Here is a 25058-nt window from a genome sequence, read left to right on the forward strand (position 1 = left end):
ACAATGTCAAATAAAGTTATACAAGATATGATTGAAGCGATTGAGCATTTTGCTCAGGTGCAGCCAGATTTTCCGGTCTATGATATTTTAGGTCAAGTTCATACTTATGGCGACTTAAAGAAGGATTCCGATTCGTTGGCGGCTCAGATTGACCGTCTGGGGCTTCCTGACAAGTCTCCGGTTGTGGTCTTTGGCGGTCAGGAATACGAGATGCTGGCTACCTTTGTGGCCTTGACCAAGTCTGGTCATGCCTACATTCCTATCGACAGCCATTCAGCCTTGGAGCGCGTGGCAGCGATTGTGGAAGTTGCTGAGCCAAGCTTGATTATTGCCATCAATGATTTTCCGCTGGTAGATGTGGCAGCTCCTATTTTTAGTGCGGAGCAAGTTCAGACAGCCTTCAGAGAGGGAGCATCTTATGAGATTAGCCATCCAGTTCAGGGAGATGATAACTACTATATCATTTTCACATCAGGAACGACTGGCAAACCTAAGGGAGTGCAGATTTCCCACAATAATTTGCTCAGCTTTACGAATTGGATGATTACGGATAAGGAGTTTGCGACTCCGGAGCGTCCTCAAATGTTGGCTCAGCCTCCTTATTCTTTTGACTTGTCAGTCATGTATTGGGCGCCGACTTTGGCCTTGGGAGGGACTCTTTTTGCCCTGCCTTCGGCAGTGACTCAGGATTTCAAACAGCTGTTTGAGACGATTCTCAGTCTGCCTATTGCTATCTGGACTTCGACGCCTTCCTTCGCGGATATGGCCTTGCTGTCGGATGACTTTAACAGCCAGAAGCTGCCTCAGCTGACGCATTTCTACTTTGACGGAGAGGAGTTGACGGTCAAGACAGCTCAGAAGCTGCGTGATCGCTTTCCTCAAGCTCGCATTATCAATGCTTACGGTCCGACTGAGGCAACAGTGGCCCTGTCTGCAGTAGCAGTGACAGATGAGATGTTGCAAAATTGCAAGCGCCTACCGATTGGCTATACCAAGGCGGATTCTCCGACTTTTGTCATTGACGAAGAAGGGCAGAAGGTGCCGAATGGCCAGCAGGGAGAAATCATCGTCTGCGGTCCAGCCGTATCCAAAGGCTATCTGAATAATCCTGAGAAGACATCTGAAGCCTTCTTTGAATTTGAAGGTCTGCCAGCCTATCATACAGGAGATGTCGGCTCGATGACAGATGAAGGCCTGCTGCTCTACGGTGGCCGGATGGACTTCCAGATCAAGTTTAATGGTTTCCGTATTGAGCTGGAGGATGTGTCACAAAACCTGAACAAATCGAAATACGTTGAGTCTGCAGTAGCCGTGCCCCGCTACAATAAGGACCACAAGGTCCAAAATCTGCTGGCCTATGTCATTCTCAAAGACGGTGTAGCTGAGCAGTTTGAGCGGGAAATCGATATTACCAAGGCAATCAAGGAAGATCTGCAGGATATCATGATGTCCTACATGATGCCGTCCAAGTTTCTCTATCGAGAGACCCTGCCTCTGACTCCAAATGGCAAGATTGACATCAAGGGGCTGATTAGCGAGGTCAATAAGCGATGATGGATTTCTTGAAACAGCTGCCTCACTTGGAACCCTACGGCAATCCAGTTTACTTTGTCTATATCGTTCTAGCAGTTCTGCCAATCTTTGTCGGACTTTTCTTTAAGAAACGCTTCCCCCTTTATGAAGCCTTGGTCAGCTTGGTCTTTATCGTCCTGATGCTGACAGGTCCCAGTCTGGCGCAGCTTTGTGCTTTGTTAGGCTATGTCATCTGGCAGATAGTCTGGGTTTATTCATACAAGCTCTATCGCCGGTCGCGGGACAGCAAGTGGATCTTTTATCTGCATACCTTGCTAGCGGTTCTGCCGCTTGTGCTTGTTAAGTTAGAGCCCGCGATCAGCGGTCATCAGTCCCTCTTTGGCTTTTTGGGGATTTCCTATCTGACCTTTCGCTCGGTAGGGATGATGATTGAGATGCGCGATGGGGTTCTGACAGAGTTCACGCTCTGGGAGTTCTTGCGTTTCCTGCTCTTCATGCCGACCTTTTCAAGCGGTCCTATTGATCGTTTCAAACGTTTCAATGAAGACTATTTGAACATTCCTGATCGCGATGAGCTGCTGGATATGCTGGAGCAGTCTGTCAAGTATATCATGCTAGGCTTCCTTTATAAGTTTATCCTAGCCCATATCTTTGGACATCTCTTGCTGGGGCATGTCAAGACCTACGCTCTCTATACCGGCGGTTTCTTTAATCTAGGAACTCTGGGCGTTATGTATGTCTTTGGTCTGGATCTCTTCTTTGACTTTGCCGGTTATTCGATGTTTGCGCTAGCTATTTCCAATCTCATGGGAATCAAGAGCCCTATCAACTTTGATAAGCCCTTTCTCTCACGCGATTTGAAAGAATTTTGGAATCGCTGGCACATGAGTCTGTCCTTTTGGTTCCGTGATTTTGTCTTTATGCGGCTGGTCATGGTCCTGATGCGCAATAAGGTCTTTAAAAACCGCAATACGACCTCTAGTGTGGCCTATCTGATCAACATGCTGATTATGGGCTTCTGGCATGGTGTGACTTGGTACTATATCGCCTACGGTCTCTTCCATGGAGCTGGGCTGGTCGTCAATGATGTCTGGCTGCGCAAGAAGAAAACCCTAAACAAAGAGCGCAAGGCTAAGGGGCTTCCGCCTCTGCCAGACAATAAATGGACTCAAGCTTTGGGGATTGTGGTGACCTTTCACGCAGTCATGTTCTCATTTTTGATCTTTTCTGGATTTTTAAATGAGCTTTGGTTTAAAAAATAAAAATGAATGAGGAAGAAAAATGGATATAAAAGCAGAAGTAATTGAAATTATTGAAGAACTATTTATGGAAGATGTGTCAGACATGATGGACGAGGATTTATTTGACGCTGGTGTCCTAGACAGTATGGGAACGGTCGAACTGATTGTTGAGCTGGAAAACCGTTTTGATATCCGCGTGCCAGTGTCAGAGTTTGGCCGCGATGACTGGAACACAGCCAATAAAATCGTTGAAGGCGTAACGGAGCTTCGCAATGCTTAAACGACTCTGGCTGATTCTGGGGCCGGTTTTCTGCGCCATGGCCATGGTTGCCCTGCTCTTTTTCTTCTATCCGCTTGATAAAAAGCATGATATAGAAGCAGAGAAGCGCTCGGCAGTGACCCTTACAGCAGAAAACTTCAAGAGCCGCAGCAAGAAGGTGACAGCCTTGACCGATAAGAAGATGCGCTTTGTTCCCTTCTTTGGCTCTAGTGAATGGCTGCGCTTTGATAGCATGCATCCGGCAGTGCTGGCTGAGAAATACAACCGCTCCTATCGGCCTTATTTTCTAGGCCAGCGCGGGGCAGCATCATTTAATCAGTACTTTGGTATGCAGCAGATGTCCTCTGAGCTGGAGGGGCAAACGGCGGTCTATGTAGTGTCGCCCCAGTGGTTTACCAAGACTGGCTATGATGCTTCGGCCTTTCAGCAGTACTTCAACAGTGATCAGCTGACGGCTTATCTGTCTCAGCAGCAAGGAGATGCGGCGGCGCAATATGCAGCCCAGCGCCTCTTGCAGCTTTATCCAGATGTTGCTATGGCAGAGAGCGTCCAGAAGCTGTCGGAAGGTAAAAAGCTGAGCAACTTTGAAGAGCGCCATATTGAGATGATGGCTCATCTTAATGAGCGTCAAGATGCTTTTTTTAGCAACTTTGCTGCCCTTAATAATGAAAATTATGACCAGCGAATTTTGCCTTATATGGCTGATTTGCCAGACACCTTCTCCTATCAGGCTTTGGAAGAGATTGCTACAGCAGAGGCCAAGAAGAAGACCAATAACAATCAATTCGGCATAGACAATCAATTTTACAAGACCCGTCTGGCCGGCAAGGTTGCCAAGCTCAGAGGTTTTCAAACCAAGCAATCTTATGAAAAATCTCCTGAGTACAACGACTTGCAGCTGGTTCTGGACCAGTTCGCCAAGTCAAAGACCAATGTCATCTTCATCATTCCACCGGTCAATTCTAAGTGGATGGAGTATACAGGACTCAGTCCTGAAATGTACCAGCGGACGGTTGCCAAGATTCGCTACCAGCTGGAAAGTCAGGGTTTTACCAACATCGCTGATTTTTCTAAGGACGGCGACAAGCCTTACTTCATGCAGGACACTATCCACATGGGCTGGAATGGCTGGCTGGCCTTTGACAAGGCTGTTGATCCTTTTGTAGCCAATCCACAGCCGGCGCCAAACTACCAGATCAATGACCGCTTCTTCAGCAAGGAATGGTCTCAGTATACTGGCAAACCAGAAGAATTCAAATAAGGTTGGGACTTTCCAGCCTTATTTTTATAAAGGAGGAAAGATGAATATTCGTTTGTCCCAAATAGAAGATATCCCAGCCATTATGGCGATTTATGATGTGGCTCGTCAGTTCATGAAAGACCAGGGCAATCCGACTCAGTGGGATGGAGGCTATCCCAGCGCGAGCTTGATTGAGGATGACATTGCGGCTGGCCATTCCTTTGTTGTCGAGGAAGAAGAGCAGCTGGTCGGCACTTTTGCCTTTATCATTGGAGAAGACCCGACCTATCAGGTCATCGAAAAGGGAGCCTGGCATTTTGCGGAGCCTTACGGTACCATTCATCGCATCGCTTCAAATGGCCAAGTCAGAGGCCTATCCCGTCAGGTCTTTGATTTTTGCCGCCAGCAGATTCCCTACTTGCGAATCGATACCCATGCGGACAATCAGCCTATGCAGACAGCTGTGCTGAACTACGGCTTTAGGGAGTGCGGCATTATTTATGTGGCTGACGGCAGTCCTCGCCTTGCTTATGATTATCATCAATAAAAAAATCTGCTCAAGAGCAGATTTTTTGCGTTATATCAAAACATACTTTTCTACAGCTTCTGCAACTCCGTGCTCATTGTTGCTTTTGGTGACGGCTTTTGCCTCGGTTTTGACTGCTTCGGGGGCATTGCCCATAGCGACTCCAAGTCCAGCCAGGCGGAGCATAGGAAGGTCATTGAAGTTGTCTCCGATTGTCATAACCTGCTCTAGAGGCACTTGATAGTGCTGGGCAATTTCGTACAAGGCTTGCTCCTTGGAGACATGCTTGGCCGTGACTTCCATGTAGTTGTCCTTAGAGAGATAGAAGGCTGTCTTGGCAAAGTCCAAGGTCTGTAGGTAGTCATGGAGTTTCTGGATGATAGGCGCTTCATCAATGAGGAGTAACTTGTGAGCAGGCATTAGAACATCCAGCACCGGCATTAACACATTCTGAATTATCGGCTGCTCACCTGTAATCTCAGCCTCTATCTGCACCCATTTATCTAGATGATCAGCGATCCAATCCTTACCAGAGTAGAGATTGATGGACACGCTAGGAAATTCAGTCTTGACCAGCTCTAGAAAAGTGCGGATTTCTTTCTTGTCCAGAGGATGCTCAATAATGGTCTCGTAAGCTTGCGGATCACCCTTGATGACCAGAGCGCCATTGTAGCAGGCTAACGGATTATCTCCCAGTCCCAGCTCACGGGCAATGGGCTCCATGCCTAGAGGAGAGCGGGCAGAAGCGAGAACGAAAGGGATTTTTTCTCGGCTTAGCAGGGGAATCATGTCTTTGAGATTAGGATCTACTTGATGCTGGTCGTCCAAAATGGTGCCGTCAATGTCGCTGATAATCAGGCGAATCGGGTGGTTTGTCATAGCTCTTCCTCCTTTGTGTCTAATGGATCGATTTAATAAATTATTTTAACCTTGTCTCCAAGCAGTTCTTGGACTTTAGGGCTGGGCTCTTGGTCCGTAATCCAGTAGTCAAAGTCGCTAACAGGACCCAGGATGTACTTAGATTCTTTCTGCCACTTGTCTTGTTCGGCCAGCAGGATTTTAGTCTTGGCATGCTTCAAAGCCAGTTTTTTCAGGTGAGCATCAGCTTCGTCTTCAAAGCTGACTAGGCCATCAGAGACACTGGCTGCCCCGATAAAGGCAATGTCAAAAGAAATTTGCTCTAGCAGCTCTGCTTCATTGAGCGCGTAGTAGAATCGGTTTTTGGGATAAAATTTTCCGCCTAAGAGGTGAAAGTCCACTTTGTCTTGAGTGCTCAGCATGATTGCATTATCCAGAGAATGAGAGTAGATTGTCATAGGCTCCTTGATGCGCTGGGCCAGATGGAGAACGATGGTTGAGACATCAAAGAAAGCAATCTGCCCCGGCTTGAGAAAGTCATGGGCCTTCTGGGCAATAGCCTTTTTTTCTTGATTTAGTTGGTTGATGCGGTCGTTAAAGGATGGGATTTGCCGGCTAGTATCCAGGGGGATAATACCTCCGTGGGTGCGCTGCACAAGTCTACGCTCGCTCAAAATCGAAAAATCTCGCCGAATAGTATCTTTAGAAACCTGAAAATGCTCAATCATATCCTTGGCTGACAGCTGTTTTTTCTCAGCTAAGAGCTCTAAGATTTCAGCTAAGCGTTGTTCTTGGTACATACTTGGCCCTCCTTGCTTTTCTAAATAGAGTATAACACGACGGATAAGTTTTTGCAAGTCTTTTTAATGTTTTACAAGTTTTTTGAAATGCACAGGAGAAAATCAAAAAACCGAGCGAAACTCGGTTTTTATGAATTATAATAATCGAAACATGTTTTTCAATTAAGGTGTTTGAATATTGATAGATCCATCGCTGCCGACCTTAACATCAACGCCGCCGCCTTGAACATGAACGCCATCTTCATTTACGCTAACACCAGCGTTGTCAGTTTGTACATTAGCAGCACCGTCTCCGTTGGTTTCCACAGAAGCATCGCCGCTTTCGTCATCGCCATTTACATTAACGCTAGTATCGCCGCCGTTTACGTTGACTTTGGCACTACCGCTTTCTTCAGATGTGCTGCTAGAGCTTGTCTTAGCTTTAGATGAAGAAGATACGCTTGAGCTAGAACTTGAGCTTTCTTCAGTCTTCTTATCCGCAGAATTTCCGCAAGCTGCTAAAAAGAAAAGTGCAATTAGTGGTAATAAAAATAAAGAAATTTTAGATAATTTTTTCATCTTACCCCTCCTTCTAGTATAATATTAAACAAATATTTCATTTGAAGCAATGAAAAACTGGATTGATACATAAATAACATACTGTGTTAATAAAAATGTTACAAAATATAAGTAATTTAATTAGACAATACATAGATTTTATAAGCTTTACCAAGATTTTCCGCTTATTTAGCATGTAATTGTTTTGTAACACAATTCTTGTCTGTGAGAAGGAGAAAAATAACATTTTTGCAACATTTCTTTTCCTCTTTAAATGGAGAAATCATGCTATAATCAACCTATGTTATCAAGAGATTTTCAGAAACTAATCGAGACAGACACAGTTGCAGCAGCGCGAGCTTTGCTAGGTATGCAATTGATTCTAAACGGCCAGAAGTTAGGCCGAATTGTCGAAACAGAAGCCTATCTAGGAAGTCAGGACAGTGCCTGTCATTCAGCTGGAGGGCGCCACTCCCCTAGGAATGAATCCATGTATCTACCAGCTGGTCACTGGTATGTTTATCAGATTTATGGCCATCAGATGCTGAATCTAGTGACCAAGGCTGAAAATGTAGCCGAAGCCGTACTGATTCGAGCTTTGGAGCTACCGGATGGCCGAATTATAGCTAACGGCCCTGGCAAGCTAACCAAGTATGCTGGGATTGATAAGCGCTTTGATGGACAGAGTTTAGAGACCTCCAGTCTGCAATTAGCCCATGAGCTGACTCCCAATCAGATTGCCAGTCGTCCGCGGATTGGCGTGACCTGCACAGATGCCTGGCGGGAGGAGCCCTTAGGCTTTTATGTGGCTGGCAATCGTCATGTCTCAAAAGTGCCTAAGCGAGGCCTGCTGGATGACGAGGATACTTGGAAGAAGGAGTAAAAGATGAAGAAAACAGATATTTTTGAGCAAGTAGTAGAAATTATGCGAGAGCGTAGACACCAGAGCACTTAGAGCGGGATGTGGGCCTGGAAGAGTGCCTCAACTATTGCAAAAACGCTTAGGATTTCTAAGCGTTTTTTCGTCTATATTAGATCTTGTCAAACTTCTCAATGTAAAAGAGTGTTAGTGTCACGATGGCAGCCAAGCCAATGAGAATGAGGATGGCTGGAGTCCAGGAATGGAATAAATCAAAGCTGTATCCAAAGAGGCTAGGTCCAAAGGCGGCCAGAATATAACCACCAGTCTGGGCTAAGCCAGATAGCTGAGCGGTTTGCTCAGGAGTACTGGTTTTCAGCGAGAAAGTAACCATGAGGTAGGGGAAGAGGGCGCTGACGGACATACCGATTAGCAGGTTGAGGATGAGCCAGTAGACAAAGGAATCTGTCTTGACCAGCAGCATACCCAGACCAACCATACCAGTTACAGAAAAGAGAGCAATCATTCCTAAGCGTTTTTTAGCGGATAGACGCGTTGTCAGACTAGGTATCGTCATAGCCAGAGGAAGACTGATAAAGGAAAAGACAGAGGCCAAGAATCCAGTAGCATCATTGGAAAGTCCTGCCAACTGACCAAGAGTCGGCAGCCAAGTGATAGCCGTATAAAAGAGTAAGGACTGCAGGCCGCCGAAAACAATCAGAGCCCATACTCTAGGATTTTTTAGCAGACTCCCCATTTGCTGCTCGCGATTTTTACTAGTCAGTTTGTGATTGTGCCGACTGTTAGGCAGCCAGATTAAGCAGGCCAGTAAGCAGATGAGGGTCAGGACGAGAATCAGTCCTTTCCAGCCGGCTAAGCGGACAATAGGCGCAGCCAAGGGAGACATGACTGAGATGGCTAGTCCCATAGAAGTGATATAGAGCGTGGTTAGAAATCCAATTTTCTCTGGCTGATTGGCCTGAATGACATTGGGCAAGAGCACATTTAAGACAGCGATGGCAGCCCCTAGCATGATTGTACCTGCATAGAGTAGAGGCAGGTTAAAAATACGAATAAAAGAGCCCAGAGTCAGCACAATCATGGCTATGGTAAAGAGCTTTTCTAGGCCGACCTTTTGAGCCAGGCGTGGGGAAAAGGCTGAGCAGAGGGCAAACATGATCAAGGGCAGGCTAGTCAGCAGTCCCAGAGAGTTGACGGGAACTTGCAGCCCCTTAGCAATATCGCCCAGAACAACGGGCAGCACTGCAAAAGGCGCCCGTAGGACAACCCCCACCATCAGAATGCCTGGAAGTAAAAATTTTGAATGTTGCTTTTTCATAAAGTTAAGTTTCCTCCTATATAAATATCAAAATAAAATCAGTCCATCAAATCCAGAAAATACTGGCTGATAACTGTTTCTGGCAATGTTTTCTTTTGCTGGAGCCACCAGCTGACCGTCTCCACAAAAGTAGAAGTCACATAATTTCTCAGAAAAGGCTCTGGTAGCTGAGATTTTTTTCGCAGGAGCTGTTCCTGAATCATCGGAAAGAGATAGTTTTCCAGCTCAATCTTTAAGCGATTGGTGAAATAGATATTTTTCGAAAGCAGTAAGGTCGCAATCTTGTCCTGATTCTTTTGGAAATGCTTGAAAATATGGGCGGTTGCTTCAAAGAGATCCTTGCCGTCGTCACGTTCAAGAAAGGTATGCTGAAAGAGGTCTTGGCAAACCTCCTCTAGCAAGGCTTCCTTGGTATCGAAATGGGCATAAAAAGTCGACCGGCCAACGTCTGCCAGGTCGATGATTTCTTGCACGGTGATGCTTTCATAACTTTTTTGATGCAGCAGGCTGATAAAAGCTTGGTAAATAGCTGCGCGTGATTTCTTGACTCGTCTGTCCATAGTGTTTCGGAACAAAAGAGCAGGATTGTTCAATAACAGACAAAGCCCCTCAATTGCTTCTTGTTTCCTTTCTGAGAATAAGGGATAATAAAGATGAAGAAAACTGAACAAGGTGTTCCGTTTTGATTACATTATACTATAAATTTTGCTAAACTGAAAGGAGGCTGCCGTGAAATCTAGTAAAAATATGACTATTGCCTTTCTGTTAAACTTTTCCTTTGCCATTCTTGAGTTTATCTTTGGCTTCATGTTCAATTCCAGCGCTGTATTAGCCGACGCTGTGCACGACACAGGAGACGCGATGGCTATCGGACTCTCTACCCTTTTTGAAAAAATTTCTAATAAAAAAGAAGACAAGAAATACACTCTGGGCTACAAGCGCTACAGCCTTTTGGGAGCCTTGCTGACCTCGGTCATCTTGCTGGTCGGCTCGACCTTGGTGATTATCGAAAATGTACCCAAGGTCTTTGCGCCTGAAAAGGTCAATTATGACGGCATGCTGGTGCTGGGTATCTTTGCCATTATAGTCAATCTAGCAGCCAGCAAGGTAGTCGGCCATGGTCATGGACACAGTCATAATGAGTCTATTCTCAGTCTCCATTTCTTAGAGGACATTTTGGGTTGGGTAGCTGTTATCCTAGTCTCCATCGTTCTGCGCTTTACTGACTGGTATTTTCTTGACCCACTGCTCTCCCTGCTCATTGCGGGCTTCATCCTCAGCAAGGCCCTGCCTAAGTTCTGGGAAAACATCAAGATTTTTCTGGATCACATCCCAAGCGATATTGATTTGAGTCAGCTTTATCAGGAAATTCTAGCGATTGAAAACGTTCAGGCTATTACCCAGCTCAATGTCTGGACCACAGACGGTTTGGAAAAATTTGCTATGATCCATATCTGTCTTGAAAATCCAGACCTGCTGGCCGAGACCCAAGCCACTCTGCGTCAAGAACTGCAAGCCTATGGCATCAACAAAATCACTATCCAGACGGATAGCAGCTTGGAAGAGCATGAAGAGTGGTGTATAGGTGGAGAGGGCGATTTAAAACCTCATACTTAATAGTACTACTGTAAACATATCTCTGCAGTCCGATATTTCGGGCTGTTTTTTCGTTTTACAGTCTAATTTCCATCGCTTAACTGGTTCTATTTTTATGATTTTCTTCTTATTTAATTTCTTTATTTCTCTGTCTGAAAATTCTAGCTTTTTGATTTTGTGGTTTTTCTATAAAAAATAGACAAGCTGAGTACATTGTGCATTTTTAGATAGGTTTTACATCTAATAAAATGCAAATGCATTGACAATGCTTTTTCTTTAGCATATACTATTGGGTAGGAAGAAACAGGCAAAGCTTGCTAAGCCTTGTCCTGAAGCGCCTTTCCTAAGCATATCGACTACCGATTAGAAGAGGACAGATGCTGTCACACTGTCCATCTGAAGGTTGAAAAAGAAGCAGTAAAGGGGAAATTTCCTCAAAAAAATTTGCTGTTTTTTTATCCTCGAAGTAAAAAAACGCTTTAAAAAAGTGTCAAAAAGCTTGATATAACAAGGTTTTATCAAAATTAAACATTTTTTTAAATGCAATCATTTTTTTCGAGGCAAACCTGTTGACAAGATGTCAATTATGTCATATACTGTGATAGGTAAATGTTTTTTAAAGCAAATAAAGCTTTTGTTCCTAGCATTTCCTACCAAAATATGCATATCGGTAAAAAGAAAAAACCATAAGACAAGAATTCTTATCTTATGGCACTGGCTGCTTGATGATTCGGGTTAAACCAACTTCACACACACACGGTTTAACCTGCATCTAAAAGCATGAGAAATTTTGCAAGAGAACTTGCTTTGTATAGTATTTAAGAACGCAAGAACAAATGTTTTTGGCATCTGCTTTTTTTGCGCCCCTTTTGACAAATCTAAAACGCCCTTGTCAATCCTAGGATTGGTTTAAGGACTGTTTACTAGGTTTATCAAATGGAGATACTGCTCAAAGCATCTAACTTAAAACATTAAGTTTGGTTCTATTGGTAAATTTTCCATGTACTAGCCTAACTTAAAAAGCTTAAAGAAACCTTAAAGGAAACTTTAAGCGAGGGAGATTTTTTTAAGAAAGCTGTTATCTATTAACGCATAGAAAGAATTGAAGGATTTTTACAAAAAAATCACAGACAGGAGAAACAAATGGCACTAATCGCTATATTGGTTCAATTCAATCTGATAACGGCAGCTCAAAAAGAAGAAATTCTTCAAGATATGCCACAATCAAACATGCAGTTAGAGAGATATCTAATCAGCAAGGGCTATGTGACAGAAGAAGATATGCTGAAAGTCATGAGTTACTATTACCGTGTACCTCATGTCAATCTATCACAGTTTGTGATAGAAAAGGAAGCTGTCGAGAAGGTTTCAGAAAAAGTTGCTAAACGTCATGGATTGATTCCGATCTCTTTCACAGATGGGGAAGAGGGAGAAGAACCCAAGTTAGTAGTTGCGATGGCAGACCCAAGCAACTATATCGCCCTAGACGACGTTAAAATCGTTTCTAAGATGGCGGTAGAACCTTATGTAACTTTTCGGGATGATATTGAGAAGTATATCGATCAATACTATTCCAAAGGAGAAGAAGCCCAACAGGCAGCGACCGAAATCGAAGGTTTTAATGTGGATGAAGAGATCGTCGAAGAAGATCTCGAAATCAAAAACGCTCCGGTTGTGCGTTTGATTGACTCGATTATCAGTCAGGCAATCAAGACGCGGACCAGCGATATCCATATTGAGCCCTTTGAAAAAGTTGTTCGTGTTCGTTTCCGGGTTGACGGGACCTTGGTGGAAAACATGCAGTTGAAAGCCAATGCTCATTCAGCCATTGCGACACGGATTAAGATCATGAGTGGTCTGGACATTGCCGAGCGGCGGATTCCTCAGGATGGACGGATTGAGACAACTATCGACGGCAAAGAAGTCGATATGCGGGTTTCAGTCTTGCCTACTGTATTCGGTGAAAAAATCGTTATTCGGATTTTGAGCCGGAATGCAACTCTCCTCAGTAAAGAGGAGTTGGGATTCTCGCCAACCAATCAGAAGCTCTTTGAAGATATTCTTAAGGCGCCAGAAGGCATTATCTTGCTGACTGGTCCTACAGGAAGCGGAAAGACAACCACTCTCTACACAGCGCTCCGTGAGCTCAATGATGTAGGAAAAAATATCATCACCGTTGAAGATCCGGTTGAGTACCGCTTGGAAGGGGTCAACCAAGTTCAGGTAAATAACAAAGCTGGACTGACCTTCGCGAGTGGTTTGAGAAGTATCCTGCGTCAGGACCCGGACATCGTTCTCTTGGGGGAAATTCGGGATGAAGAGACAGCTAGTATCGCGGTTCGGGCCGCTATCACTGGTCACGTCGTTCTCTCGACTATCCACACCAATGACACAGCTAGTACAGTCAACCGTTTGGTCGATATGGGCATCAAGCCTTATCTGGTCTCAACGGCGACTGTCGGTATTATCGCACAGCGCTTGATTAAGCGCATCTGTCCTAAGTGTAAGACTGAGTACACTGTAGAAACAAATGAACATGCAGGTATCGGTATTCACAAGGGAGACACCTTGTATCGCGGACGCGGCTGCAACTACTGTAGCGGTACGGGATACTATGGACGTATAGCTATCCACGAAATCATGGCGGTGACAAGGGAGATTAAATCACTAATTAATGATGGTGGAACAACAGCACAGCTTCGAGCAGAAGCTAAGAAAAATGGTATGCGAGACTTGGCGGAGGAGGCCATTGATATCGCAAAACAGGGGACTACAACGATTGAAGAAGCAATGAAGATTGCCTTTAGTCTAGAAGGGGAAGTTTAGGATGAATTTGGATGAGTTAATTAAGCAGGCGATTGAAGCGGGTGCATCAGATATCCACTTCACGGTTGGCGCTGAGCCAACCATGCGTCTGCACGGGAGGTTAACACAACTCAACAATACAATTTTGACCAACGAAGACACGGTTCGCTTCACCAAGCACATTTTAAATGATAAGCAGATTGCTCATCTTTTAGAAGTCGGTGAAGTGGACTGTGCCTACGAGGTCGACAATGGCTATCGCTTGCGGGTCAATATCTTTAAGCAGAAAAACAACTGCGGGATTGCCTTGCGGGTCATTCCCAAGGATATTCCATCTATGGAATCTCTGGGATTGCCACCAGTTATCAAAAAGCTGGCTGAGAAACGCCGGGGGCTGATATTGGTTACCGGGCCAACAGGAAGCGGAAAGTCAACGACCCTGGCAACCATGATCAACTACATGAACAGCTTGCGGGACGAGCACATCATCACGATTGAAGATCCGATCGAGTACATGCATACGCATAATAAGTGCTTGGTCAACCAGCGTGAGCTGGGAGCGGATACGCAGAGCTTCGGCAATGCTCTCCGCGGTGCCCTTCGTCAGGACCCGGATGTCATCCTAGTCGGTGAGATGCGGGATAAGGAAACGATTGAAATCGCACTGCGTGCGGCGGAAACAGGTCACTTAGTTCTGTCAACTCTCCACACGGTCGGTGCCGTAAACACCATGGACCGGATTATCGACGTATTTCCAGCCGAGCAGCAGGAGCAAATCCGCGTACAGCTTTCAGCCGTTATGGAAGGGGTTGTATCGCAGCAGCTTATGCGTACAGCGACCGGCAAAGGTCGTGTAGCTGCCTTTGAAATCATGCTGGGAACACCCGCTATTCGCAACCTCATTCGCGAAGGGAAGACCCACCAGCTGCTGACGCCAATCCAAACAGGGGCTCAGCTAGGCATGATTACCATGGACACTTCGCTCATGGGACTCTACCGTCGCAATGTTATCGACCAAAGAACTCTGCTGTCCTACTCAGTAGACCGCGCTCAAGTTGAAAAATCCCTAGGAATAGTGGGGTACTAGAGCATGACAGTATATGTTTGTAAATACTTAGACACTCGGCAAGGGGTCGTCACACTAGAGGTGGACGCTCCTAACCGGACTGACGCAGTCAACCGGATCCGTCTCAAAGGGAAGCCAATCAGTGTCGAAGAAAAGGTCATGGGTTCTAAGGAGATTGTCCTTTTTCAAAGCAAGAAGATCAAGCTCAAGGACATATCGCTCTTCTGTAAGCAGATGTCGGTTATGTTGGAGTCAGGGATTCCTCTTAATAATGCAGTGGACATCCTAGAGCAACAGGCTACTTCAAAGAATCTCAAGTCTAGCCTTAAAATCGTCAGCAAGAGCCTAAAAGAAGGTAGTCAGCTGTCCAAGGCCATGCTAGATCAGGAAGGGATGTTTCCCGATCTCCTGATCCGTATGGTGCAGGCCGGTGAAAAGACTGGTAAGCTGGACGAGGTGCTGGAAAAGATGTCTGAGCACTATACTAAAGAGCTCAAGACCAGCCGCCAGATTCAGGGAGCCATGATCTATCCCGCAGTCCTAGCCTTTCTGGCTGTGGCTGCAGTCTTGGCCCTGCTTTATGTCGTTATCCCAAGCTTCTCAGGAATCTTTGAGCAGAGTGGGATGGCTATGCCGCTGCCAACGCGTATCGTACTAGCAGCTAGTAACTTTGTCCGCTCTTCATGGTACATCCTCTTCGGTGTGACAGGGATTCTGGTCTTTCTCTTCTTACGCTATCGCAGTACAGAGGCAGGTCGCTACCAGCTGGATCGGCTCAAGCTTAATCTGCCGGTCATCAAGGGGCCAATGCAGAAGATTGTCACTGCACGCTTTGCCAGCACCTTGGCTATCCTGACCAGTGCAGGTATCCCTCTGGTCGAGGCTATTGAGTCTGCTGCTGCAACGACCAACAACGCTGTCGTCATTGAAAAGATGAAGATCGCCAATGAAGGTCTGCAAAAAGGGGAACGTCTGACAGGGATGATTACCTCAACCGGTCTCTTCCCGCCTATGATGCTCTCGATGGTCAAAATCGGTGAGGAGTCTGGGTCTCTGGAGTCCATGCTGGTCAAGACATCAGATTATTATGAAGAAGAGCTTGAAACAGCTATCAAGCAGCTGCTCTCACTCTTGGAGCCAGCCATGATCATCGTCATGGGGGTTATCATCGGAGGTATCGTTGCCTCTGTCATGTTGCCAATGTTTGAGCTTGCTCATGCTGTGGATGCAGGATCTGGAGTTGACCAATAGGAAGGCGCTTCAGAAAAGTTTAGGAGGTAGCAGGGCAACTGCTCTGCACAAAAAGTTAGGAAATCGTTCTGATGCTGGGAGTTTGTAGGGTCTCCCAGCTAGGAACAAAACAAATGCCCCTGTGGGCGAAAATAGTAAAAATTGTGAAAAAATAGGAGATCTATTCAAAATGTTAAACAAATTGCAAAAATTCCGTCAGGATTTGAAGAAAAAAGGTAAAGGTTTTACTTTGGTTGAGTTGATCGTGGTAATTATCATTATTGCCATCATCGCAGCTGTAGCTATCCCAGCTATCACTTCCTTCCAAGATAACGCACGCCGTTCACGTATCCAATCAGAACATCGTGAGTTGGTATCAGCTATCCAGTCTTATATCGGAGCACAAGATGATCCATCTAATCCAGGCGAAATCACTCTTGAAAAACTAGCACCATACATTTCTAAAAATGCCAAAGGAGACTCGACTAAAATCGTAGATGCTCTAGCTAAGAATGGTACTGCAACTGCTCATACAATTGACTCAACAAACCATATTTTGACTTCTACCTTTAAGCCATCAGGCGCTAAAGATGCTTCAAAAGATAAAGTATGGAAGTATGACTGGTCAGCAAATGGTGTAAATGCTAACTAAAGAAGTAATTTCTAGTTAGGCTATTTCTAAAAGTGGTAATACTTATCAAATCATCTAAGGAAAGATGAATTAAAACCCTACATTTGAGAGATATTAAAAGGCTGCTCAACAGCCCTTGTGAAAAAGAATTAGGAGAAGTTAGTGCTCAACAAATTGCAAAAATTTCGTCATAATTTGAAGAAAAAAAGCAAAGGTTTTACCTTGGTTGAGTTGATTGTGGTGATTATCATCATCGCTATCATTGCAGCTGTAGCGGTTCCAGCCCTCACTTCCTTCCAAGATAACGCACGTCGTTCACGTATTCAATCGGAACACCGTGAGTTGGCAACTGCTATCCAGTCTTATATCGGATCACAGGATGACCCAGAAACTGTAAAGTCAATTACAATGGAACAATTGGCACCATACATTTCTAAAAATTCCAAGGGTGATTCAACTAAGATTATGGATGCCCTTGCTAAGAATGATGCGGAGCCAGCACATAAAATTGATGGAACAACTTTGGTTTCGACCTTCCATCCCTCAGGAGCGGGAACTGATAAAACCAAGGACAAAACTTGGCTTTACGATTGGAGATATAGTGGTTCAAATACCAACTAGCCCAATTAAATTTAAAACTAAGCTGATATTCAGCGAAAAATAAAGATAAAAAGAAAATAGGAGAATATTTAAATGTTAAACAAATTGCAAAAATTCCGTCAGGACTTGAAGAAAAAAGGTAAAGGTTTTACCTTGGTTGAGTTGATCGTGGTAATTATCATTATCGCTATCATCGCAGCTGTAGCGATTCCAGCTATTACTTCCTTCCAAGATAATGCACGTCGTTCACGTATTCAATCAGAACACCGTGAGCTGGTGTCAGCAATCCAGTCTTATATCGGCGCGCAAGATGATCCAACCAATCCAGGTGAAATCACTCTTGAAAAACTAGCACCATACATTTCTAAAAATGCTAAAGGCGACTCAACTAAGATTGTAGATGCTCTGGCTAAGAATGACAAAAACACGGCTCATACAATTGACTCAACAAACCATGTTTTGACATCTACTTTTATCCCATCTGGCAAACAAGCAGGTGATAAAAATCAAAAACAATGGAAGTATGACTGGTCAGCTAACGGTACTAATACGACAACAACTGCCGCAGCAACTGGAAACAACTAATCATCAAATCATCTAAATATAGAGATTTCTCTACTCCGACTGCTTTAGCAGTCGGATATTACCAAAGTAGTTGTCAGACTGTGACAACTATTTTGGCAATATCAAAAGTAGAAATATTAGGAGAATACTATAATGAAAGGAAAAAAAAGACAGGGCTCTACACTTCCCATGGTTATCGTAACCATTGTGATTCTGGTTGCTATGATTGGGATTTTGGCTTCTATCGTGGATACAGGGCAAAGCCAGACTCAACGCATGTATAACTATCTCAAAGCCAAGTACACAGCGACTTCTGGTACACAGTTGGCATGGGGTGCTTATCTAGACCCTGTTGACGGAAATCCGTCATCAGTTTATGAAGAATTTGATAAACGAGCGCGTAGCACAGAACCTTCAACAGAGCCGATTAAGTCAACCCATACCTTTAAGGATGGCAGTGTAGCAGAAATCGAGATGAATGGACAGCTTGTAGATGGTTTGACTGGTCCAGAAAATTATAATATCACGATTAAATCGAAGTCAAAATTAGCTGGCAGTAATGACTATTACGAGCATATTGTAACCTTCAACTTTGACACAAAAGGAATTCGCTCGGAAGAAGGACATTTGAGATCGGCGCAGAAGTAAAAATAAATTAGGTAGGAATGATGAAACAAATACAAAAAGGTTTTACCCTAGTCGAGATGATTATGGCTATCATGTTGATGAGCATGATAGCACTCATCATTGGTGTTATATTTAACACCATGTTTTCCAGCCGAGAATTGATCGAGCGTGAAGCGAGTATCCAAGCGGAAATGCGAACCTCCATGCAGTACGTGGATAGGACCGTTGGTAAGGCAACCTCAATCTTTATCTTGGATGATTCCAAGTTCAAAGGTTCCAAGCAAGGACTAACCAGAGAATGGAGCTATATCGGCCTATCTGCTGATGGCAAGAAGGTTCTGAACTATGTCTGGAATAAGGAAAAACAGGATTGGGATGTCAGCGAGCTGGGAACCAAATCTCTCTATAATATGAAGTTGGACTTGGAGTTTAAGACAGAAGGTGCTTATCAGGACAACCGCTTGATTAGCTATAATCTGACAGGGAAATATCCAGATACCAATAGCAAGTTAGGTATTGATACAGCTATATCAGCTCTCAATACTAAGCAGGTCTTCTCTAAAGTTGCTAAAGGCAAGAAAGGGATTGCTATTGCTTATCGAACTGACCCTATTCAAGGTCAGATGAATATTGCCGTTTCTTTTGTTTTTGATATTTCTGGTTCTATGAAGGGTGCGTTAAATGGAGCAAATCCTACTTCGAACAACCCTAGCAGAATGGATATTTTACGTGATAAAGCTGAGATAATGATAAATGAGCTTCAAAGCGTTGGGAATGTGAGTGTTAATTTAACAACTTTTTCAACTACTGGAAGTTATAAACAAGCAGCCTTCTCTCAATTAGATAGAGAGGCTGGTACGATAAAAGAAAGTATTAAAAACTTGAAGTCAGACGGTGGGGTGACCAATCCTGGAGATGGGCTTCGCTATGGGATGGTCAGCTTACAGAAACAACATGCTCAGCTTAAATATGTGGTGCTGTTGACCGATGGAGTGCCAAATGCTTATTTGGTTAACCAACAAGGACAGGCTGGAGGCCTTGAAATGAAGAGAGAAGGAATTCAGCATTTTAATAATGTTTTATTTGAACTTTCGTCAAATGTTCCAGCTAGTTTTAATTATGGTCGTTTAGGATATGATTATACCTCGAAAATCCCTGATATTCGAGATGCATCAATAGACTATGCTGGTGCAGTTTCTAAAGCCTATGGTGTTGGTGTTAAACGGGTTAATGTCATTGGTTTTTCAGGTTTGGAACATGAAATCGCTTATGGTCAAAATTTGACAGATAAAATCGGAGAAGGTGGTATGGAGACTAAATATGTGTCAGCTACGAATAAAGAAGCCTTGCAAAAGACCTTTTCTGATATTAAAAAGCAGATTCAGCAAGATTTGTGGTTTGTATCAGGGCCGTAGAAGGGAGCAGAGATGAAAAGATTAAAGAGACACAGAGGGATTACACTGGTCGAAGTCTTGGTTTCTCTGATTCTGATTGGAGTTATTGCGGCAGGGTTCTTGACCTTCTTTTCTGGGAGTTTTAATAATATTCTTCGTCAGCGAAGTCAGAATGCTATCAACTTTGATATTCAGGAGTCTTTCGAGAAACAACTGGCAGAAAGCAAGAAACACGAAGGTACAGGAACAGATATTGAAACCTTTACCTACCAAATCGGTAATGGAACCAAGCAGAGTATCGATGTAAAAGGTACAAATCTGTCTTATAATGATAAAATCAAAAAAATTCATCTTTTTGCAGCGAATGCAATCGAGACTCCGTTAGGGATTCCTGATATGAAAGTTAGCATACCTGGTGGGAAAAGATATTATTATGCTGGTAAGGGGATAACTACTCCTGGAGGCAAGGTAGATACAGCTGATATTCAGAAAAAAAGTAAAGCTCGAATCTATACAGAATCTGGCTGGTTCCTCAGTGATCGCAGCATAGGTACAAGTTCATCTGGTATTGTTCCTGTAGGGACGATAGGAAAAACTGGTGATGGCACTGTATCTCAGCTGGTTCTTCCAGAGATGCCGACCGACTTCCAACCGTTATCAAAATTAGAGACTGGTATTTATATTACAGATGATATGAGGGGGAAATACCTGACTTTTGCTGCCCGAGCTATTAACTCTTATGGACGGGTAGGAAATTATCAGGAAGCTGATCGCATCTGGATTATGGGGCTGCCGGTTACACAGAATGTACGGCTTCATACGGATGCTGACTTGGCTCTGCTAAAGAATAGAAACTCTACTGCGATTATACCAACTGATAACCAACCGCACACAAATACAGAAGTAAGAGATTATTTTAATGATGTTGCTTATGGTGCGACTATCCCTGTTCTGAATTACAAAGAGCCTGCAATTAACCAAGCTCGGCAGTTAATTGCACTTGACGGTCGTACGATGCAGTTTAGTAATCATAATTTTAATAATGGCTATACGACTTCTGTATTGATTGGGAATCGTCAGCAGACTGGACCGCTTCTAACTTATAAGTTGGATAATACTCTGACTTGGGGGATTAATCTGGAAAACGATGGTAGAATTGCTATTAAAACAGTAGATACAACTACAGCTAATAACGGTGGTCAGGAATATATACAAAATGTTAAATTAGACTACAGTAATGATAATTCTATACAAGTGCGCAGTGCTGCGAAGAATGGCGCTTTAGGTGTTGAAATTTTTATCAATGGACAATCAGTCTATAATAAAACAGTTGCACTAAACAGAGGCGGGGTAACCCATAATATTAGTAGTGGTCAGATTATCTTTGGTGGCAATACTTACATTAATGAGTTTGCAGTTTATACTGAAAGTTTGAATAACAGCAATATACAAAAACTTGCTGAATACTTCCGCGATAAGTATAAGGCGAGCCAATAGGGAAATAGTTTTTAGGAAAAATAAGGGAGATTAGGAGATTATGGCAAAAAATATGTTTTCGTCCAAGGGGCGCAGAAGAGCTCTGGACGAAGAAGATAATGAGAAAAAAGGTTCATTTTTAGGAAAATTAAATAAACCGCTCTTCTCATCAAAAGGGAAACATAAAGAACACTTATCTATTCAAGGAGTTCAAATCAAGTCAGATCGTCAAGAAGACTTTGACGATGAGGAAAAGTCAACAGCAAAAGGGAGCTTCTTAACCAAGCTCAACAAGCCGCTCTTTTCTAAGAATAGTGGCAGTGATGAGATTCCTGCTAAGTCTGGTAATCGTTCGCTCTTTGCTAAGAAAGGCAGTGGTGCAGTGAGCCAACCGGTTACTAGAATGCATGCACCTTACACTATGTTTGGTAAACCAATCAAGGGCAATCTGATGGCCATTGACTTCACTGACGAATCAGTCTATCTGGTTGTTGCTAGACAGAAGCGCAATGAGCTGGAGATTATCAAAATGGCGTCTGCCAATCTGCCAGAAGGTGTTGTACTGAATAGTGAGATTATCGACCCGATTACTCTCAAAAACATTATCAGCGACCTGATGGAGCAGCATGCTATCACTGCTAAGTATGCTTTCTTTGCTCTGGGCAATACCAATATCATCGCCCGTTCGGTTGATGTGGCAGCTAGTGTGCAGAATGATGAGGATATTGAGGGCTTGGTATCTTACGAGCTCCAGCAATACCTGGATATTGATCCGACTTCTTATGTTATTCAATTTCAAGAGCAGGAGTCTAATTCAGCTTTTCCGCTTGATGAAGATACTCGCTCACTCATGGTCTATGCTGTGCCAAAAGGCGTGGTAGAGCAATATCTGGGCTTGGCTGAGAATTTGAAGCTGACACCTTATGTCTTTGACCTTCAATCTAATACCTTTGAAAAATGGCTGGAACGCGTTCAGGCGGTTAACAATCGCGCCAAGAAGCTGACCAAGGAAAATGTCGGCATGGTACATCTGAGCAAGAGCTTCATTGGTGTTTATCTCTACTCAGAAGGCAAGTTTGTGACCAGTAACTATCTCAACCGTGGCTACAAGGACATCCTAAACTATGCAGACGACGCTAGCCTATTGCAGAAGCTTCCAGCAGTGGCTTCAGATGATCTGGATACAGGTCTCTTGAAGAGGGCCTTGGATGAGTGGGTGGCTGATGCGAAGAACCACATTCTCAATACTGAAAACTTCTTTAGCGGGTCAACTGGTCTCAACATTGACAGCTTCTACGTCTTTGGTGACCAGGACATTTGCTGGCAGTTGGCAGCTATTCTGAAGCAGAGCATGAATCGGGAATTCATCTCAATTGATAACGTAGATTATGAGAATGTACTGTGGGAAGGTTCTGCCGAGTTTAATGCGGAGTTCATTCCAGCTACAGCCATGTTGATTAGGAGAGCGAACTAATGCGGAGAGATTTAAACTACTTTTCAAAATATCATGTGGCACCGGCTAAGGCTAGTCCACTGAAACTTGCTGCTATTTCCGCTTTTGCTGGGATTGCAGCGATTATGATTGTGCTGATTGGCTTCTTCCAGTTTAGCGCTATGCACCTCCAGGGCGAGATTGACCGAGCGGAGCAGACGCTTAAGAGTCCAGAGATGGCTCAAGAGCTGAAGGCAGTCTCTGAGACTGAAGATAAGATTGTTACGGTCAAGAATGACGAACTTCTCTTTACCAGCCTGGAAGGTGATTTCCGCCGCCTGCATCGAGTAAACAAAGCCTTTATGGACTTCCTTAATAAAAACGTGACACGGAACCTGGTTTTTGACGATATCAAGATTAATAACGACAATGTAGAAATCAATGGTTCATCTCAAGAGCATCTTTCTATCGCTAAGTTTGAGGAAGAGCTTCGTAAGTCTGAGAAGTTTAACCATATTTTTGTGGACAACATTACTCGCGAGGAAAAGGATAACAATACAGTGTACAAGTTTAACATTAAAATTTTGACGAAGGATGTAGATTTCAATGAAGAGCAAAAATGAGAAAGAAAAGAAAAAAATCCTGAGTAATTTAAATGAGCGTGACAAGAAATTGTTGGCCTGTGTTGGAGGAGTAGCGGTACTTGCTGGTGGTGGGTATCTGGTAACAAATTCTTATACACGGATGGCGCAGTTAGCTGAAGAGCATGCAACTATCTCGACAGAGTTGGAAGGCAAGAATGCCAAGATTAGCCAGAGAAAGTCTCTTACCAAACAGCTCCAAACTCTGAATGCTAAGACTCTGGATCAGGCTAAGAAATACTATGGTACGACCAATCAAGGGGAATTCATCTTCTTGATTGACAAGCTAGTCAACGAAAGCGGTATTAAATTCAAGTCTGTCAACTACACTGAGAGCACAGAGTTGGAACTCCAGCAGGAGGGATTGGCTGCGACTTCGTCTAAGGGTCAAAACTCCAACTCTTCTGGTACGACTAGCAGTTCAAGCTCGAGTGAGACGTCTTCTTCATCCAGTACGACCTCTAGCTCTTCTGGTACATCGTCCTCGTCTTCATCTAGCAGCAGTTCTTCATCTGATGCGAATACTGCAACAACAACTGCAGCTAATACAGCGACACCAGGGAACGGAACGACCAATAATACCAACATCACTCAGATGACAGCGGACATTGAGTTCGAAGGAACTTATACACAGGTTCTGAAATTATTGGAATTGATTGATGGCAATCAACAAAAAATCGTTTCCAGCGAACTGGAATTGGGCGGAAAGAAAAGCCTATCTAGCACAGAGGAAAACAAAAACCCTGATCTAACCAGTGGTAAAATCAAGCTGCGTTTCTATCAAGTTAAAGACGTCGAGCGCTATGTGACTCTGGAGAGTAATGTCGATAAGACGCCTATTCAGTTTGCTAACTGGGAGTCTCCATTTGCGATTCCGACTTGGCAGGCAGGCTCTATATCTGTAACAACAGCTGGTGGCGGCACAGATGCAACTGGCAATAAGGGCAGTTTGGGGGCCGCAACAACCAATACAACTAGCAGCGCGAATGCTAACAGCAGTACCAATCTAGCTCCGTCTTATCTGGAGCAGCTTAGCACTCAGTCTAGTCGGAACGATGGTCTGTCAGCTTATTACAATTCATCAACTATCTACCGCTTTGAATCACCACTGAAGCTGATTCAGTCAGGCGGCAGCAATCAATATGATGTGACAGTTGACAATACGGACTTTCTTGAGGGTTCAGGTTCCAATGTGGTTAAGATTCCAGCAACCAAGTCTTCTACTATGTATGAAATGGAATTTGCAGCACCGTATGTATCCTTGAACAATAAGCCTGATGCTATCAGCTTCTCTCTATCTCTGTCTAATCAATGGCAGGGCAAGATTGGATTGATTGTCAAGAATGCCAGTGGGCAGAAGATTTATCTTCACGTCATTCGTCCCAACAGCTGGACTGGCTGGCGAGAAGTTAGCTTCGATCCTGAAAATATTCCAGGATTCAGCTATCCAATGACTATTGTAGGTTACTACTTCGAAACTCCAAGCGGAGAAAGTCCTGAAACGACTATGAAGCTGGATAACCTATCTGTGAACAACTTGGTAGTTAGCTAAAATACTTTGAAAAAATACCAAATAAGTCTATGCTTTAAAATTTCAAGAGCATGTGTAAATTTTTCTTAAAAAAATGCCAAAAACCAAGTTATTAGACTAGTATTCACGGTGCATTTATAGTAAACTAAAACATAGAGATATTTGAAGTATAATACAAGCAAACTCAGAATAGACGCCCGAGTCTATTCTGGGTTTTAATGGAGTTTATGGAAAAACAAAATCAAGACTGGT

General features: G+C 43.8%; 24 protein-coding genes. 19 read left to right on the forward strand and 5 right to left on the reverse strand.

The annotated features are described in order from the left end of the window. The first annotated feature begins 3 nt into the window (after nucleotides 1–3). From dltA to FOC72_RS10605, 5 genes are read left to right on the forward strand one after another with little or no spacing between them, the layout of a single operon-like run. Nucleotides 4–1554, forward strand: coding sequence for a D-alanine--poly(phosphoribitol) ligase subunit DltA (gene dltA, locus FOC72_RS10585; RefSeq protein WP_174606305.1), 1551 nt, complete (start codon nucleotides 4–6; stop codon nucleotides 1552–1554). Next, nucleotides 1551–2795, forward strand: coding sequence for a D-alanyl-lipoteichoic acid biosynthesis protein DltB (dltB, locus tag FOC72_RS10590; protein ID WP_002894206.1), 1245 nt, complete (start codon nucleotides 1551–1553; stop codon nucleotides 2793–2795). Before dltA ends, dltB begins: the two co-directional genes overlap by 4 nt. 19 nt (nucleotides 2796–2814) lie before the next feature. Beyond that, the gene (gene dltC / locus FOC72_RS10595) at nucleotides 2815–3054 is read left to right on the forward strand and encodes a D-alanine--poly(phosphoribitol) ligase subunit DltC (protein ID WP_002894204.1); all 240 of its coding nucleotides are present in this window, start codon (nucleotides 2815–2817) and stop codon (nucleotides 3052–3054) included. Beyond that, a complete protein-coding gene (gene dltD / locus FOC72_RS10600) occupies nucleotides 3047–4315 on the forward strand; it encodes a D-alanyl-lipoteichoic acid biosynthesis protein DltD (protein WP_002894203.1) in 1269 nt (422 codons plus the stop codon). The genes dltC and dltD overlap by 8 nt, the downstream gene beginning before the upstream one ends. Before the next feature lie 40 nt (nucleotides 4316–4355). Further along, nucleotides 4356–4841 carry a GNAT family N-acetyltransferase gene (locus FOC72_RS10605; protein WP_002894201.1) on the forward strand — a complete coding sequence of 162 codons (486 nt, stop codon included), beginning with the start codon at nucleotides 4356–4358 and terminating at the stop codon, nucleotides 4839–4841. A 30-nt stretch (nucleotides 4842–4871) separates the two neighbouring features. Here FOC72_RS10605 and FOC72_RS10610 read toward each other — a convergent pair whose 3' ends face one another. The 3 genes from FOC72_RS10610 to FOC72_RS10620 form a co-directional block, all read right to left on the reverse strand. Beyond that, nucleotides 4872–5699, reverse strand: coding sequence for a Cof-type HAD-IIB family hydrolase (locus tag FOC72_RS10610; RefSeq protein ID WP_002894200.1), 828 nt, complete (start codon nucleotides 5697–5699; stop codon nucleotides 4872–4874). Between the two features lie 32 nt (nucleotides 5700–5731). Then, nucleotides 5732–6478 carry a DeoR/GlpR family DNA-binding transcription regulator gene (locus FOC72_RS10615; RefSeq protein ID WP_002894199.1) on the reverse strand — a complete coding sequence of 249 codons (747 nt, stop codon included), beginning with the start codon at nucleotides 6476–6478 and terminating at the stop codon, nucleotides 5732–5734. A gap of 162 nt (nucleotides 6479–6640) precedes the next feature. Beyond that, on the reverse strand, nucleotides 6641–7036 hold the full coding sequence (locus FOC72_RS10620; protein WP_002894198.1) for a hypothetical protein: 396 nt from the start codon (nucleotides 7034–7036) through the stop codon (nucleotides 6641–6643). A gap of 280 nt (nucleotides 7037–7316) precedes the next feature. Between FOC72_RS10620 and FOC72_RS10625 the strand changes: the two genes are divergently transcribed. Beyond that, the gene (locus FOC72_RS10625; protein WP_032914017.1) at nucleotides 7317–7898 is read left to right on the forward strand and encodes a DNA-3-methyladenine glycosylase; all 582 of its coding nucleotides are present in this window, start codon (nucleotides 7317–7319) and stop codon (nucleotides 7896–7898) included. 148 nt (nucleotides 7899–8046) lie between these two features. Here the strand turns inward: FOC72_RS10625 and FOC72_RS10630 are convergent, their stop codons facing one another. Both FOC72_RS10630 and FOC72_RS10635 read right to left on the reverse strand, forming a co-directional pair. After that, nucleotides 8047–9213, reverse strand: a complete 1167-nt coding sequence (locus FOC72_RS10630; protein ID WP_002894196.1) for a CynX/NimT family MFS transporter — start codon at nucleotides 9211–9213, stop codon at nucleotides 8047–8049. A 38-nt stretch (nucleotides 9214–9251) separates the two neighbouring features. Beyond that, the gene (locus FOC72_RS10635) at nucleotides 9252–9773 is read right to left on the reverse strand and encodes a TetR/AcrR family transcriptional regulator (RefSeq protein ID WP_002894195.1); all 522 of its coding nucleotides are present in this window, start codon (nucleotides 9771–9773) and stop codon (nucleotides 9252–9254) included. Between the two features lie 169 nt (nucleotides 9774–9942). On the opposite strand from FOC72_RS10635, the gene FOC72_RS10640 reads away from it, so the two are divergent. From FOC72_RS10640 to FOC72_RS10700, 13 genes are all read left to right on the forward strand, one after another. Then, the gene (locus FOC72_RS10640; RefSeq protein ID WP_002894194.1) at nucleotides 9943–10830 is read left to right on the forward strand and encodes a cation diffusion facilitator family transporter; all 888 of its coding nucleotides are present in this window, start codon (nucleotides 9943–9945) and stop codon (nucleotides 10828–10830) included. A 1122-nt stretch (nucleotides 10831–11952) separates the two neighbouring features. Next, entirely contained in the window at nucleotides 11953–13635 is a 1683-nt protein-coding gene (locus tag FOC72_RS10645; RefSeq protein WP_002894193.1) for a GspE/PulE family protein, read from the forward strand. Nucleotide 13636: 1 nt separating this feature from the next. Then, nucleotides 13637–14701: a type IV pilus twitching motility protein PilT gene (locus tag FOC72_RS10650; protein ID WP_002894192.1), complete on the forward strand. Its 1065-nt coding sequence runs from the start codon at nucleotides 13637–13639 to the stop codon at nucleotides 14699–14701. A 3-nt stretch (nucleotides 14702–14704) separates the two neighbouring features. Further along, nucleotides 14705–15931 carry a type II secretion system F family protein gene (locus FOC72_RS10655; protein WP_002894191.1) on the forward strand — a complete coding sequence of 409 codons (1227 nt, stop codon included), beginning with the start codon at nucleotides 14705–14707 and terminating at the stop codon, nucleotides 15929–15931. Nucleotides 15932–16052: 121 nt separating this feature from the next. Beyond that, nucleotides 16053–16562, forward strand: a complete 510-nt coding sequence (locus FOC72_RS10660; protein ID WP_002894190.1) for a prepilin-type N-terminal cleavage/methylation domain-containing protein — start codon at nucleotides 16053–16055, stop codon at nucleotides 16560–16562. A 141-nt stretch (nucleotides 16563–16703) separates the two neighbouring features. Then, nucleotides 16704–17162, forward strand: coding sequence for a type II secretion system protein (locus FOC72_RS10665; protein ID WP_002894189.1), 459 nt, complete (start codon nucleotides 16704–16706; stop codon nucleotides 17160–17162). Between the two features lie 72 nt (nucleotides 17163–17234). Then, nucleotides 17235–17726: a prepilin-type N-terminal cleavage/methylation domain-containing protein gene (locus FOC72_RS10670; protein ID WP_002894187.1), complete on the forward strand. Its 492-nt coding sequence runs from the start codon at nucleotides 17235–17237 to the stop codon at nucleotides 17724–17726. A gap of 132 nt (nucleotides 17727–17858) precedes the next feature. Next, the gene (locus FOC72_RS10675; protein ID WP_002894185.1) at nucleotides 17859–18353 is read left to right on the forward strand and encodes a hypothetical protein; all 495 of its coding nucleotides are present in this window, start codon (nucleotides 17859–17861) and stop codon (nucleotides 18351–18353) included. Between the two features lie 17 nt (nucleotides 18354–18370). Continuing rightward, entirely contained in the window at nucleotides 18371–19747 is a 1377-nt protein-coding gene (locus tag FOC72_RS10680; RefSeq protein ID WP_002894183.1) for a VWA domain-containing protein, read from the forward strand. Nucleotides 19748–19759: 12 nt separating this feature from the next. Further along, entirely contained in the window at nucleotides 19760–21223 is a 1464-nt protein-coding gene (locus tag FOC72_RS10685) for a type II secretion system protein (protein WP_002894181.1), read from the forward strand. A 40-nt stretch (nucleotides 21224–21263) separates the two neighbouring features. After that, a complete protein-coding gene (pilM, locus tag FOC72_RS10690; RefSeq protein WP_002894179.1) occupies nucleotides 21264–22676 on the forward strand; it encodes a pilus assembly protein PilM in 1413 nt (470 codons plus the stop codon). After that, complete coding sequence (locus FOC72_RS10695) at nucleotides 22676–23257, forward strand: PilN domain-containing protein (protein ID WP_002894178.1); 582 nt, start codon at nucleotides 22676–22678, stop codon at nucleotides 23255–23257. Before pilM ends, FOC72_RS10695 begins: the two co-directional genes overlap by 1 nt. After that, nucleotides 23241–24827 (forward strand): hypothetical protein, encoded by a 1587-nt coding sequence (locus FOC72_RS10700; protein WP_002894176.1) that lies wholly within the window; start codon nucleotides 23241–23243, stop codon nucleotides 24825–24827. Before FOC72_RS10695 ends, FOC72_RS10700 begins: the two co-directional genes overlap by 17 nt. Nucleotides 24828–25058 lie beyond the last annotated feature (231 nt).

The sequence above is a fragment of the Streptococcus sanguinis genome, from assembly GCF_013343115.1.
In the GTDB taxonomy this organism is placed as follows: domain Bacteria; phylum Bacillota; class Bacilli; order Lactobacillales; family Streptococcaceae; genus Streptococcus; species Streptococcus sanguinis_H.